The organism is Kribbella sp. NPDC023855, from assembly GCF_040639475.1.
Taxonomy (GTDB): domain Bacteria; phylum Actinomycetota; class Actinomycetes; order Propionibacteriales; family Kribbellaceae; genus Kribbella.
Genome location: NZ_JBFAAA010000006.1, coordinates 423,825 through 437,619, shown reverse-complemented (window position 1 = coordinate 437,619; position 13,795 = coordinate 423,825). Strand labels below are relative to the sequence as shown.

At 68.3% G+C, this 13,795-nt stretch carries 8 protein-coding genes; 4 read left to right on the top strand and 4 right to left on the bottom strand.

Translation table 11 applies throughout. The features are described from left to right. Positions 1-18: 18 nt before the first annotated feature. Positions 19-1,902 (bottom strand): 5'-nucleotidase C-terminal domain-containing protein, encoded by a 1,884-nt coding sequence (locus tag AB0F51_RS23700; protein WP_360283344.1) that lies wholly within the window; start codon positions 1,900-1,902, stop codon positions 19-21. A gap of 135 nt (positions 1,903-2,037) precedes the next feature. Between AB0F51_RS23700 and AB0F51_RS23695 the strand changes: the two genes are divergently transcribed. Beyond that, positions 2,038-2,853: a polysaccharide deacetylase family protein gene (locus AB0F51_RS23695; RefSeq protein ID WP_360283342.1), complete on the top strand. Its 816-nt coding sequence runs from the start codon at positions 2,038-2,040 to the stop codon at positions 2,851-2,853. Positions 2,854-2,856: 3 nt separating this feature from the next. On the opposite strand, the gene AB0F51_RS23690 is transcribed toward AB0F51_RS23695, so the two are convergent. Continuing rightward, positions 2,857-3,483, bottom strand: coding sequence for a hypothetical protein (locus tag AB0F51_RS23690; protein WP_360283340.1), 627 nt, complete (start codon positions 3,481-3,483; stop codon positions 2,857-2,859). A 153-nt stretch (positions 3,484-3,636) separates the two neighbouring features. On the opposite strand from AB0F51_RS23690, the gene AB0F51_RS23685 reads away from it, so the two are divergent. Then, positions 3,637-6,621, top strand: coding sequence for a hypothetical protein (locus tag AB0F51_RS23685; protein ID WP_360283338.1), 2,985 nt, complete (start codon positions 3,637-3,639; stop codon positions 6,619-6,621). Positions 6,622-6,672: 51 nt separating this feature from the next. Here the strand turns inward: AB0F51_RS23685 and AB0F51_RS23680 are convergent, their stop codons facing one another. Next, a complete protein-coding gene (locus AB0F51_RS23680; protein ID WP_360283336.1) occupies positions 6,673-7,863 on the bottom strand; it encodes a homogentisate 1,2-dioxygenase in 1,191 nt (396 codons plus the stop codon). A 92-nt stretch (positions 7,864-7,955) separates the two neighbouring features. Between AB0F51_RS23680 and AB0F51_RS23675 the strand changes: the two genes are divergently transcribed. Together AB0F51_RS23675 and fahA are read left to right on the top strand one after the other, a co-directional pair. After that, positions 7,956-8,807, top strand: coding sequence for a hypothetical protein (locus AB0F51_RS23675; RefSeq protein WP_360283334.1), 852 nt, complete (start codon positions 7,956-7,958; stop codon positions 8,805-8,807). Continuing rightward, complete coding sequence (gene fahA, locus AB0F51_RS23670; RefSeq protein WP_360283332.1) at positions 8,804-10,006, top strand: fumarylacetoacetase; 1,203 nt, start codon at positions 8,804-8,806, stop codon at positions 10,004-10,006. Before AB0F51_RS23675 ends, fahA begins: the two co-directional genes overlap by 4 nt. A 46-nt stretch (positions 10,007-10,052) precedes the next feature. Here fahA and AB0F51_RS23665 read toward each other — a convergent pair whose 3' ends face one another. Further along, positions 10,053-13,658 carry a S8 family serine peptidase gene (locus AB0F51_RS23665; RefSeq protein ID WP_360283330.1) on the bottom strand — a complete coding sequence of 1,202 codons (3,606 nt, stop codon included), beginning with the start codon at positions 13,656-13,658 and terminating at the stop codon, positions 10,053-10,055. Positions 13,659-13,795: the final 137 nt, after the last annotated feature.

The following is a 13,795-nucleotide window of genomic DNA, read 5'->3' as shown; positions in this document are numbered from 1 at the left end:
CGGGGAGCTTGCCTTTGCTCAGGCCTTGACTACGACCGGGGTGCCGTTGGCGGTCAGGGACCAGTCGGTGGTGTGGAAGGCGTCCGGGTTCACCTCGCCGGTGCTGGTGACGTAGTCGATCATCAGCTGGCGGATCTCGACCTGGCGGTTGTAGACGACCGGCGCGGTCTTGACGTGCGGGAAGTTGCCGCCGCCGGACTGCCGGTAGTTGTTCACGGCAACGACGAACTGCTGGCCGGCGGCCACCGGAGCACCGCCGTACGAGAGGTTTGTGATTCGTGCGCCGGCCGGCTTGGCGATGTCGATCTGGTAGGTCAGCGGCTTGGTGAGGCCGCCCATGATGTCGTAGTTGTAGTCCGGCGTACCGCTCGGCGCGGTCGGCGTCGGAGCGTTGGTGACCTGGTCGGGCGTGAACGGGCCCGGGCCGCTGACCTGCTTGAAGTACACCGCGGAGTACTCGAGGTAGTCCTTCACCTGGGCGCCGGTCATGGTGACCGCGATCAGCGTGTTGTCGAAGATGTAGAGCCCGGCGACGTCGCGCACCGAGACGTCACCGGCCGGGATCGCGGCCGACCGGTTGAAGGGTGCCGCGATCGCGAGCACCGGGAGCGAGGCCTGCGGCGTACCGGCGAGTGCTTTGCTGACCGCGTCGGCCTGGACGAAGTTCACGAAGTCGAGTGCGGCCGTGTCCTCCCAGGGCGCGGTCGCGGCGGACATCGCCTCCGTGCAGGTGCCGATCTTGGAGTTGACGTAGCCGACCACCTTGTCGTGGTCCTGCTGCAGCAGCTTGGTGACCTTGGGGTCGGCGGCGACGGTGTTCGCGTTGAGCACCTGGCTGTGCCGGCCGACGACCTGCCACCGGCCACGGACCTTCTGCAGATCCAGGTCGATCAGCGAGAGCCGCATCCCCCACTTGAGCGGCTCGGTCAGCAGGACCTGCTCGCCGGTGACCTTGTTCGTGACGAGCCGCTCGGGGATCTCCACGTGCGCGTGGCCGACCAGGACGGCGTCGATGCCGGGGACGGTCTCGGCCATCAGGACCGAAGCGTTCTCCGGGACCGGCAGCGCGTCGCCGTACGACGAGGACAGGTCCATGCCGGAGTGGGCGGACACCACCACCACGTCGGCGCCGGCCGCACGGATCCGCGGTACCCAGACCTTGGCGAGCTCGACGATGCCGCCGAACTTGATCTTGTTCTCGACGTTCGCCTTGTCCCAGATCGCGGTGCCCGGGTTGGTCAGGCCGAGGATGCCGACGGTGATCGGCTGGTGGCCGGGCACGTGCACGCGCTTGAGCACGTACGGCGGGAAGACCGGCAGGCCGGTGGTCCAGTCCTGGGCGTTGGCGCCGAGCAGCGGGAAATCGAGCTGCTGCTGGAAGTTGCGCAGGATGTCGAGGCCGTAGTTGAACTCGTGGTTGCCGAGCGCGGCGGCGTCGTACCCGATCGCGTTCATCGCCGCGGCCATCGGGTGCACGTGACCACCCGTGATCGGCTGGATCTTGGCGAAGTAGTAGGCCAGCGGGGTGCCCTGGATGGTGTCGCCGGCGTCGAGCATCAGCGGCGCGGGGGCGTGCCGGTCGGCGGCGATCCGGTCGCGGACCGCGGTGACCAGGGTGGAGATCTTGGCCAGGCCGATGTCGTTGTGCGCGCTGTCGTCGTACTCGGCGTTCTTGAAGTAGTCCCAGTTGAAGACGTTGCCGTGCAGGTCGGTCGTGCCCATCACGCTGAGCCGGACCGTCTTCGAGCCCCCGGCGTACGCCGGAGCCGCCTGGAAACCGGCCGCGGCCAGGGCCGTCGCGGCGGCGCCACCGATCACCGTTCGCCTGCCCATGGTCCGATCCGCCACTCCGTCTGCCGGGCCTGCCGGCGTACCGGCCGTCGTCTGGTCGCTGTCCGTCATCGCTGTCGCCTCACGCGTCGTCTGGTTCTGGCTGGGGGCGGACCGTGGGTGTGGCCTGCCCCGGGGTGCACGATACGTGCGGCGCGCCGGAGGGCTGTGTCGGGATGGCCCTGTCGCCAGGAGAGGATGCCGCCCATGACCTTGCCGCCCGGCAAACTTTTTCTTGTTGCCGCCCTCCTGTTCGGCGCCGCCCTCGCTCAAGCGGCGAACCCTTCCGCACCGTCGACGACCGGCGACCGCACCGTCGCCTCCGGACCGGCTGGGCGGGCTCCGGCCACGGTGCGCCTGCCCTTGGCCGTGAAGCTCACCAAGCACAAACGGTCGACCGCGCGCCGCCCTGGCAGCGCCGCCAAGAGCTCCGGAAGTCAGCGGACCGGTACGCCGGTCCGGGCGGACGACTGGACGCTGGGCAACGACGGCAAGGTGATCTACCTGACGTTCGACGACGGCCCGCAGCCGGAGTTCACCCCGAAGGTGCTGACCGTGCTGGCCCGGCACCGCGCGCAGGCGACCTTCTTCGTGCTGGGGCGCGAGGCCGGGAAGCGCCCGGACCTGATCGCGACGACGCTTTCACAAGGTCACACGATCGGGAACCACACCTGGGATCACCCGCAGCTGACCCAGCTGCCCCCGGAGCGAGTCCGGCAGGAGATCTTCAGCGGCGTGAAGTCGAAGTGCTTCCGGCCGCCGTACCGCGACACGAACGCGGCGGTGGCGGCGGTCGCGGCGGCGAACCACCAGCGCGAGGTGCTCTGGGACGTCGACACCAAGGACTGGGAGAAGCCGGGCGCGGCCAAGATCGAGCGCCAGATCCTCCGCGACGCCTTCCCCGGCGCTGTCATCCTGATGCACGACGGCGGCGGAAACCGCACCCAGACAGTCACCGCCTTGGACCGCGCCCTCACCCAGCTGACCGCCCGCGGCTACACCTTCCGGGCCCTTCCCTGCTGATTCCTAAGTGAGAATCGACGCCTTGCCGGCGGAGAAGTGCTTCAGGGCCTGGTCGATCACGTGGACCGGCTGGTCGAGGGCTTTCACCAGGTAGAGCCCGGTCGGTTTGAGCAGCGGACTCGGCTTGACGACAGCCCTGACCGCCGGCTGGTCCAGCCCCCGTACTCCGGCGGTGGTCGCGCCAATGCCCGGGGCAAGCTTCAGCTCGAGCACGAACTGCCCGAAGCTCTTCACCTGCTTGAACCCGTGCACCGTCCCCCACGGCAGGATCACCGGGTAGGCGGCACCCTCACACGCCAGCTCCAGCCCCTTCGGCGACATCCGCATCGCCACCGGCGGCAGCTCATTGGCCGCCACCCACCGCCGCCGCTCACTGTCGAGCCGCAACGCCTGCGCAGTGCTCAAGACCAGCGGAACCATTGCCGCGATCAACAACAACGCAAACGGCCACAACCCGGCCCCACGAAAGGCCAGCAGCGCATAAACCGCCGCGACGATGCCCAGGGCCCCGATCACCAGGGTCACCCACGCACCCCGGCGCTGCCCCTTGCTGACCACGGCCCGCCGCTGCGCCACAACCTCCCGATCAACGCCCACCACAAACGACTGCACCGGACCCTGATCGCTCATCCCCCCACCTTCTCAGGCGCGGGGTCCGTCCGCCCATCGACACGGATCTACAGCCCAGGCGAAGGAGAATTTAAGACTGCCTGAAGGACGGCGCCCACGATGGCGGCAAAGGCCGTACCAGGGGGGCGACCATTCAACGTGGGGGTTCATGTCATGAGAGCACGGAAGTTACTCGGGCTGCTGGCCGCGGCCGCACTGGCGGTTGGGCTGGGCGGGGTCGCTCCACCGGCCGCCGGCGCGGCGGACGTGGTCAAGGCGACGATCACGATCCACAAGATCTGGGAGGTGGACTGCGACGACAACGAGCGCGACGTCGCCGGGATCCCGTTCGGCTCCTGTCCCAATGACTACTACGCCAAGGCGTTCTTCCCCAGCGGGGAAGTCACCTCGCCCCGCGCGGCGGACGACCAGACCGAGATCTCGCCGCAGTGGCAGTTGTCCGGCACCTTCGACCGGGCCGCCGGTCCGTTCGGCGTCCGGATCCAGGTCTGGGACCACGACAGCACCAGCGGTGACGACCTGATCGACATCGCCTCCGGGGACGACAACCTGGACATCGTGATCGACCCGGCCACCGGTGACTTCTCCGGCGATGTACCGACCGCGAACCTGGGCTACTCCACCGGCAGTGGCGACGACTCGGCGGCGATCTGGTTCTCGGTCACCTTCGGCGACAGCGTGGACTTCGACGGCGACGGCCTGCACGACGGGATCGAGCGCTCGGGCATCGTGTCCGACAAGGCGGGCACTGTCCCGCAGCACGGCAATCTGCGCGCGGTCGAGGCCAACGACGAGGCAGGCACCCGGCCCGCGGTGGCCGCCAGCCCGTGCAGGCCGACCATCCTGACCGAGATCGACTACATGGTCGGCGCGGATCTCCACACTCACCGGCCACAGCAGGCGGCGATCGACGAGGCGACAGCTGCCTTCAACGCGGGTGACGTGCTCGCCAACCCGGGCTGCCCGTACGCCGGCGCCGACCAGTCCAACGGCGTACAGCTGATGATGGTCGTCGACGATCAGCTGAGCGAGACCGACAAGCTCGCCTGGGCCGCGGGACCGACCGTCGCCGGCGCGATGGTGACCGGTCAGACGATCCGCGCGGCGAAGTTCGACCCCGCGCTGCGTCCGTACTACCACTACTCGTTGTGGAACCACCGGCAGCCCGACAACCCGCCCACGACGCCCGGCGGACCTCCGGTGGTGAACGGCAGCTCCGGGCTGTGCTGCTCCGACTCCGGCAAGGACGTGCTGGTGAGCCTGGGTGGCTGGGCCGGCGATGTCGGCAGCGTCCGCGACCAGTCCGGCACCTTCACGCACGAACTCGGCCACGCTCTCGGCCTCGGGCACGGCGGCGGGGACACGATCAACTGCAAGCCGAACTACCACTCGGTGATGAGCTACGTCTACCAGACCGTCGGCGTACCCGACACGTCGCCGACAGCGCTCCCGCCGATCCGGGACATCAACAACGACGGCCTGGTCGACGGCCGCGACCGGACCCGGCTCGACTTCTCCCGGGACAAGCTGAACGACCTCGACGAGGACGCACTCAGCGAGTCCGCCGGCGTCGGCGCGCCGACCTCGGACATCTTCCTCTGGGACGGCGACGGCGCCCGGCCCTGGCGGGTCAGCGTGGGCAACGGCCCGGTGAACTGGGACCGCGACGGTGACGGCACCGACGCGGCCGCCAACATCGACGCCGGCACGGTGTCCACCGACGTGAACTTCATGGGCATCGCCACCTCCCAGGGCTGCCCCAACCTGGTGCCCGCACCCGGTACGCCAGGCCCCGGTACGCCGCCGCCCGGCACCGTGGGAACCACCGAGCTCAACGGCTGGGACGACTGGCAGAACCTGAAGTACAAGGGACCCCTCTCACCACCGAGCAGCGGGCAGTCGTCCGCCAACGAACTCGACAAGGAGACCGCCGACTACATCAAGGCCGCCTTCCGCGAAGCGGTCAGCCGCACCGACCTCGACGTCCATCTGACCGACGCACCCGACCCGGTCGGCGCGGGCACCAAGCTGACCTACCAACTGCAGGCGCACAACCACAGCGCGCCGAACACGGCGTACGCGGCGGTGGCGAAGCAGACCCTGCCCAGTGACGTCACGTTCGCCTCGGCGTCCGCGGGCTGCACCCACGCGGCCGGCGTGGTCACCTGCGAACTCGGAAACCTCGCGCCCAGCGCTTCCGCCTCGGCCACCGTCACGGTCGACGTCCCGGCTGACCTCGTCTACCGCACCGGCGGGCCGAAGGAGATCAGCTCGCAGGTCACGGTCTCGCACGACGGCACCGACTCCGACCCCGGCAACAACACCGCGACCACGACCACCAAGGTCGTCGCGCTCGCCGATGTCCAGGTCACCGGGGCCACCGCCACCGGTCCGCGCGAGGTCCTGATGGGTGAGCCGGCGCCGATCGGCCTGGAGGTCGGCATTGCCAACGCCGGCCCGTCCAGCCCGATCGACACGGTCCTGACCACGACGGCAACCGCCGACTCCGGCGTCACCGTCACCCCGGCCACGTCGAACTCCGACCAGGCGGCACTGGCCGTCGGCACCCCGCGGACCGTGACCTCGAAGGCGTCCGTCAACTGCACCAAACCGGGCCTGAAGACGGTCACGCTGACGGCGTCGCTCACACTGGCCAACCCTGCCGACCTGGACCCCGATCCCAGCAACAACCAGCGAACGGCCTCGTTCCAGATCGACTGCGTCGTCCCGATAGCCGTCAACGTCCGGCCCCAGGGCTACCCGAACGCCGTCAACCTGAACACCGACGCGACGGTCGCTGCCCTGACCACCAAGGCCGGCGAATACGGCCTCCCGCTGGCCTTCGACGCCACCGGAATCGACGTCTCCACCGCCCGGTGGGGTCTGCGATCCAACCTGTTCAACACCACCACACCGACCGGAGCGAAGGAGATCCACGGCATCGCCCACCCGGAACGCTCGTACGAACTGGACGAACGAACCCGGGACGCCGACCTGGACATGATCCTCCACTTCAAACCAGCCGACTCGGGGCTCACCTTGAGCTCAACCCAAGCCTGCCTGAAGGGCCGCTACACGGCTCCGGACGGCAACGCCTACACCTTCCTGGGCTGTGACTCGGTCCGGGTCGTCAACTAGCTCGACGCACACCAGCTGGACAGGGCATGGAAGCCGCCCTGTCCAGCTGGCTCACAGGCGGCGACCCGCCCAAGTCCACGCGTACTTGCCGTCGTCCACCGCAGCGCCGCCTTCGCCGAGTTCCAGCGGGCGGAAGGTGTCGACCATGACCGCCAGTTCCTCGAAGGACTCGGCACCCAGCGAGGCCTCGATCGCCGACGGCTGGGGTCCGTGGGCGTAGCCACCCGGGTGCAGCGAGATCGAGCCCAGCCCGATACCGCTTCCCTTGCGGGCTTCGTAGTCGCCGCCACAGTAGAACATCACCTCGTCGGAGTCGACGTTCGAGTGGTAGTACGGCACCGGCACCGAGAGCGGGTGGTAGTCGACCTTGCGGGGGACGAAGTTGCAGACGACGAAATTGTTCGCCTCGAAGACCTGGTGGACCGGCGGCGGCTGGTGGATGCGGCCGGTGATCGGTTCGAAGTCGCTCACGTTGAAGGTGTACGGGTAGAGACACCCGTCCCAGCCGACCACGTCGAAGGGGTGCGTCGCGTACGTCATCCGGCTGCCGACGATCCCGCCGGCCCCGTTGCCGCGGTGCTTCACCAGCACCTCGACATCATTGCCTTCCACAACGAACACGTCGGCCGGCGCATGCAGGTCACGTTCGCAGTACGGCGCATGTTCGAGGAACTGCCCGAACCGGCTCAGGTACCGCTTGGGCGGCGCGATGTGGCTGTTCGCCTCGATGCAGTACGCCTGTACGCCGTCCGCGCCGGGCAGCCAGCGATGCGTGGTGGCCCGCGGGATGATCACGTAGTCACCCTCGACCGCTTCCAGCACCCCGAAGACCGTCTCCACGGTCGCCGAGCCGCGCTCGATGTAGACGCACTCGTCGCCGATGGCGTTGCGATAGTACGGCGAGACGTCGGCCGCGACGGCGTACGAGATCCGGACGTCGCCGTTGCCCAGGACCAGCCGGCGGTGCTCGACGACGTTGTTGCCCGCACCGGACTCGAACAGGTCGTGCAGCTTCAGGTGCCGGGGCGTCAGCGGGTGGTTCGGCGTGGTGGACAGGTCGGGCAGCTCCCAGATCTGCGAGTCGACGATCGCCGAGGGCACGCCCGAGTGGTACAGCAGCGACGAGTCCGACGAGAACCCCTCCTCGCCCATCAACTCCTCGTAGTACAGCCCGCCGTCCGGTTTGCGGAACTGGGTGTGCCGCTTCGGCGGAATCTGTCCGGCCTGCCGGTAGAACGCCATGACTCCTTCTTCCAGTGTGTATTTTCTTCTACAGTGTACGTTTATCGGACGCTTGTGTCCGCTTACCGAAAGCATCCGTTAGGCTCGGACCCATGTCAACCATCCCTGCCCTGTTCCGGCACCTGGTCGACGACGCGGCGATGTTCCCGCCCGGCGACCTCCCCCTGGTCGATGCCGTTGCCGCGCACCGCGAGCACCGGCGTGCGGCGTACGCCGACCTGGTCGGCCCGCTGATCTGTACCGACGACAACCTGATGAAGGTCGCCGCCGAGGCCGCCAAAGGCGAGTCACCGCTCGAGGTCGCCGTCGTGATCACCGGCGGCGCCGGCGGGATCGAGCCCGCGGTCCGGTACGGCGATCGGTCGGCCGACGTCGTCGTCACGGCGATCGAGGTCCGGCTGCGCGACGAGGACGACCTGTCGCGCAACGCGCTCCGGGTCGTCCGCGTCTGTGACGACTGCCTCGACGAAGAGAACGCTTTTGTCGAGATCGGCCTGGACGGCGCCTGGGAGCGCGCGCTTGACGTCGTCGCCGACGCCGGGTACGCCGCCAAGCTGCGCACCGGCGGCCTCGACCCGACCCTGTTCCCGACGGCCGACCAGGTCGCCGCCTTCATCACCGCGTGTCTCGACCGCGAGGTGGCGTTCAAGTGCACGGCGGGTCTGCACAACGCCCTTCGCCACACCGCCGACGACACCGGGTTCGAGCACCACGGCTTCCTCAACGTCCTGCTCGCCACCCGTGCCTCGCTCGACGGTGCCACGCAGGACGAGATGGCCGCAGTACTGGAGAACCGGGGTGGCGAGAGTCTCGCCGCGGCGGCCGCGGCACTGTCCGAGGAACAGGCCGCCGGCACCCGCCGCTGGTTCACCTCGTTCGGATCCTGCAGCATCGACGAGCCCCGCCACGACCTGACCGCACTGAACCTGTTGGAGTCCCAGTGACCTGGATCGACATCCCCGCGAACTCCCCGTTCGGCCCGGACACCCTGCCGTTGGGGATCTTCCGGCTGACCGGCCAGGAGCCTCGGATGGGCGCGGCGATCGGTGACCTGATCATCGACCTCACCCCGGTCGCGTCGGCGCGGACGGTCGACGGGTCGCAGACGTTCAGCGAGCCCACCCTAAACGCCTTCCTCGCGCTCGGCCGCCCGGCCTGGCACGCGACCCGGGAGTGGCTGCTCGACCTGGTCCGCAACGAGGACAACCGGGAGGCCGTCGAGCCGCACCTGGTCCGGCAGTCCGAGGTGACCATGGAGATGCCGTTCGAGGTGGCCGACTACGTCGACTTCTACGCCTCGGAGCAGCACGCCACGAACCTCGGCCGGCTGTTCCGCCCCGACTCGGAGCCGCTGCTCCCGAACTGGAAACATCTCCCGGTCGGCTACCACGGCCGCGCCGGCACAGTGGTTGCCAGCGGCACCGACATCGTCCGGCCGAGCGGTCAGCGCAAGGCGCCCGCCGAGACGGCACCGACGTACGGGCCGTCGCAGCGGCTCGACATCGAGGTGGAGCTCGGCTTCGTCGTCGGCAGCCCGTCGAAGCTCGGCGAGCCGGTCTCCGTCGAGGCCTTCAAGGATCACGTGTACGGCGTTGTCGTGGTCAACGACTGGTCGGCGAGAGACCTGCAGGCGTGGGAGTACGTGCCCCTCGGGCCGTTCCTGGGCAAGTCGTTCGCCACGTCGATCTCGCCGTGGGTCGTCTCGCTCGAGGCGCTCGACGGCGCCACCGTTCCGCTGCCCACACAGGAGCCGACCGTCCTGCCATACCTGGCGAGCGACTCGCTGGTGAACTACGACATCACCTTCGAGGTGTACTGGAACGGCGAGTTGGTGAGCAGCCCGCCGTACAAGGACATGTACTGGTCGCCGGCCCAGATGCTCGCTCACCTGTCCGTGAACGGCGCTTCCGTGCGGACTGGAGATTTGTTTGCCTCCGGCACCGTTTCCGGTCCGGAGAAGGACCAGCGCGGGTCCTTCATCGAGCTGAGCTGGGGCGGTCGCGAGCCGATCACGGTGAAGGGTGAGGAACGCACCTTCCTGCAGGACGGCGACGAGGTCACCATCACCGCCACCGCGACCACTCGCACCGGCACCAGCCTTGGCCTCGGCTCCGTCACCGGCCGTATCCTCCCCGCACGCTGACGCTGTTGCGTCCGGAGAGCCGCTGGCTCTCCGGACGCAACAGCAATCACTTCAGCCGATAGGCGCGCACGGTCGTCTGGGTCACCGCGTTGCCCTTGGCATCCACCGCGGTGGAACGGACCGCGACGAACCCGCTCGCCGGATTGGTGATCGTTGCCGTCCACCCCGATCGCGCCTTGCGAACAACAGCCGGACGCCAGGTCGCGCCGTCGTCGTACGACGCCTCGACGGTCTTCAACTCACCACCAGGCACGCTGACCGGGATCGTGAACCTTCTCCCAGCAGGGGCGTAGCCCAGCAGATCGACCTTCGGATCCAGCCGGACGGCGAGCAACGGCAACGACTCCGGCGCACTCGTCGTCTTCGACCGGAACGTCCACTCGGCCGAGATCCGGGTCGAGAGCGGCCAGGCAGGATTGTCCCGGCGTACCTCGGTCGCCAGCTTGTACGCCGCTCCGCCGGCTGGCGCCTTGAAGACGCCTTCCCCCGGCTTGTCGGTCCGCGCCAGCAGCTTGCCATCGGAGTACAGGCTGGTCGTGCCCTTGTCGGCGAAGCTGTACTCCTCTGGCCTGGGCAGACCGGTGTGGTTGGCCGAGTCGCTGAACAGCGGGAGCAGGACATCGATCGAGTCACCGTCGCGGTACGCCTGTAGCGGCCGATCGGTCTCTCCCATCTCCAACGCACCGAAGCCGGGCCCGAGCACCGGCTTCGCCCAGTCGATCGCGAGCTTCTCACCCGGCTTGTAGGTGTGCGGCAGGCCCTGATAGCCCTGCTCATGCCCCTCCGACGCCGCCGCTGCACGCAGCGAGGTTTCCCACAGAACGCCGGCCGAGTAGTACTCGGTCCGGGCCGTCGGCATCTTCACCACTCCTGACCACAGCCCACCGCCCATGTCGATGTTCCCAGCCACGGTGTGGAAGTCGAGGTAGCCGATACCGCCCGGACCGAACGCGTGGTACTTCGCCCGGACGGCACCCAGACGCCGGTTCGGAGCACGGTAGGCCAGGTTGGCCGGGATCTTGCCGGGCGAGGGCAACGCGAGCTCGTAGCGGTACGGACTGCCCGCATTCCCGGTGATCGTGACCTGCTGTCCGGCAATGCGACCGGCGGTGGCGTCGTCGACGTACAGCGTCGGGAGCTTGGGTCCATCCGTCCTGAGTCTGGTCGGGTCCTTGAGGTAGAGGAACGCCGCTGCAGCGCCCGCCTCCTGGATCATCCCGACTCGTTCATCGAGTTCGGATCCTTCGTCACCCGAGAGCGTGAACACCGCGAGCTTGCCCTTGACGTCCTTGCCGGCCAGGTCTTCGGCGCTGGCATGACCGACGTCGACGGCCGCCAACTTCCGTTGGCCGACGAGCTGAGCACCATCCGGCACCCAGTCGGCGCCGAGATCCTTGCCCTTCACCGTCGCGCGGACCAGTGGGCGCTCCAACTGTGCCCGGGTGTAGTAGGCGAAGTGCTCCACTGGCTTGGTCGGGACCGCGTAGTGCTCCCGCACCAGGCCGCTGGTCCAGCCGGAGCTGACCTTGTCCGTCTGGATCTGCTGACCGGCCGTCCCCGCAACCAGCTTCGCGTCCTTGGCATCCACCGTGAAGCTGATCCGTCGGCCCTGCCGGGCGTCGAGCGGCAGGACGGTGTCGCGACGCAGGTCGATCTCCGGTACAGCGGCCGACGTCACCGACGGCTCCAACCTGCCGGGAACCGGAGTGCCCAGCGACGACATCAACCCGTACCGTCCGGCCGGCAACCGGAGTTTGTCCCCCGGCAGGACCGGGAAGTACTGCGCGTCCTGGTCGTCGAGACTGACCACCGCGGCCAGGCCATAGCCGGTCTGCGGGTCGATCGGCGCACCCGTCCGGTCCTTCATCGTCACGGTCAGGTCATAGCTCTCACCCTCCAGGTAGACACCGAGCGGCGTCTGCACGACCGTCTTGCCATCGGACGACGAGGCAACAAGCCTTCCGCCGTAGGTGTCCGGAGCAACGTTGCCAGGAGCAACCGAAACCGTGACCGCTGCCTCGCCGTGCGCGGGTACGGTCACACTGCTCACAGAGGTCTTGAACAACCCAGCCGGCGCTTGCGCACCACCTGCGGTCCGTACGTCGAGTCGCAGGTTCAGCGTGACGGCCGCGTTGGCTTCGTTGCGGTAGACAACCTGCTTGCTCTCGTCCTGCGGCCGGTCGTGCGGCCAGCGAACTGGCTTGAAGCTCACGCTCGCGGGCTCAGCCAGCACGCGCTGACCGATGCCCCGAGCAAGGTCCAGCCGCCCTGCGCCTTGGCCGTAGACCCCAGCCTCGACGGGGTGTGCGCTGGCCATCAAGGCCGCCTTCAACTGCGGTGCCTTCCACTCCGGGTGCTGACCAGCCAGGATCGCGGCTGCGCCGGCCACGTGCGGCGTCGCCATCGACGTACCGGACAGGCGGGCGTAGTTCTCGTCGACCGCCTCGTCCGGGAGAGTTCCGGCGGCACGTGCGGCGACGATGTCCGAACCAGGCGCTGCCAGGTCGGGTTTCATCGCGTAGTCGCCGAACCGCGGCCCGACCGAGGAGAACTCGCTCAGCGCGTCCTGTTTGGTGACCGAGGCAACGGCCAGGGCGGCATCTGCACTCGCTGGGTTGGAGACCTGGCCCGTTGGTCCCTGGTTGCCGGCAGCAATCACGAAGAGCGCACCACTGGCGGCCGTCAGCCGATTCACCTCCATCGACAAGGGATCCGTACCGTCGGTCGCTCCCCCGCCGAGACTGAGGTTGACCACCTTGGCACCACTCGCGACGGCCCACTCCATCCCCGCGATGATCGCGTCGTACGGGCAGTCACCGTAGCCGCAGACCTTGCCGATCAGCAGGTCAGCGCCCTTGGCCACGCCGGTGTACTTGCCACCCGAGGCGGTACCCCGGCCGGCAACGGTCGACGCGACGTGCGTCCCGTGACCGTCCACATCCTTCGTCCCGCTGCCATCGCCGACGAAGTCCTTCTCGCCCTTCACCGCGCCCTTGAGATCGGGATGCGCGGCGTCGTACCCACCGTCCAGTACTGCGACCTTCACGCCGGCGCCGGTGTGTCCGGCCTGCCAAGCCACTGGAGCGCCGACCTGTGGGACGCTGACGTCGAGTGATGGCTTCGCCCGGCCGTTCAGCCAGACCTTGGTCTTGCCGGTGAGCTTGGACAGGTCGAACGGCCTCTGCACCGACACCGCCGCGAGCTTGGCCGCCGGCAACTGCCGGGTCACCTTGCCGAAGGTGGCCAGGCTCCGAGTGTTGCCGGCCTGCACCAGCAGCGGCAACTCCTTGCTGTGGGCATCGTCCAGCTTCTGCCGGATCAGACCGGTCACGTCGAACAAGGCCCGATCCAGTACGCCGGACCGCACCAGCGGCAGCGCGCTGGCCGGGATCACGGTGACTCCGGCTGGGCTGATCTGCCGGAAGAAGTCCTCCTGCTTGCCCGGCCTGTGGATGGGTTCGATCTCGACCGCCCAGGACTGACCCTGGGGCGTGACGATCACCTTGTCGCCGGTGATCAGGGTGACGGTCGAGGACGGCTTCGGGGTCGGCGGACCGGCCGGTGGTGGGGCGGCCTGGGCGGGAGTGGCGACCAGTGCGGCGCTCAGCATCGCCCACGCGGCCGTGATCAACCAGTGCTTCCTGCGCACCATAGTTTTCTTCCTCCGGTTGCTCGGTTACTCAAGTGACACCGGAGGGCGACAGAAAGTTGCTCCACTTAATCGTTCACTAAAATTGTTCATTAGTGTTCGTTTCTCTTGACTTCTTGCGGTTGCGTACACAGAATCCG

Coding starts and splice junctions, on each gene's coding strand:
- AB0F51_RS23700 (WP_360283344.1), bottom strand. CDS start 1,902: ATGACGGACAGCGACCAGACGACGGCCGGTACGCCGGCAGGCCCGGCA.
- AB0F51_RS23695 (WP_360283342.1), top strand. CDS start 2,038: ATGACCTTGCCGCCCGGCAAACTTTTTCTTGTTGCCGCCCTCCTGTTC.
- AB0F51_RS23690 (WP_360283340.1), bottom strand. CDS start 3,483: ATGAGCGATCAGGGTCCGGTGCAGTCGTTTGTGGTGGGCGTTGATCGG.
- AB0F51_RS23685 (WP_360283338.1), top strand. CDS start 3,637: ATGAGAGCACGGAAGTTACTCGGGCTGCTGGCCGCGGCCGCACTGGCG.
- AB0F51_RS23680 (WP_360283336.1), bottom strand. CDS start 7,863: ATGGCGTTCTACCGGCAGGCCGGACAGATTCCGCCGAAGCGGCACACC.
- AB0F51_RS23675 (WP_360283334.1), top strand. CDS start 7,956: ATGTCAACCATCCCTGCCCTGTTCCGGCACCTGGTCGACGACGCGGCG.
- AB0F51_RS23665 (WP_360283330.1), bottom strand. CDS start 13,658: ATGGTGCGCAGGAAGCACTGGTTGATCACGGCCGCGTGGGCGATGCTG.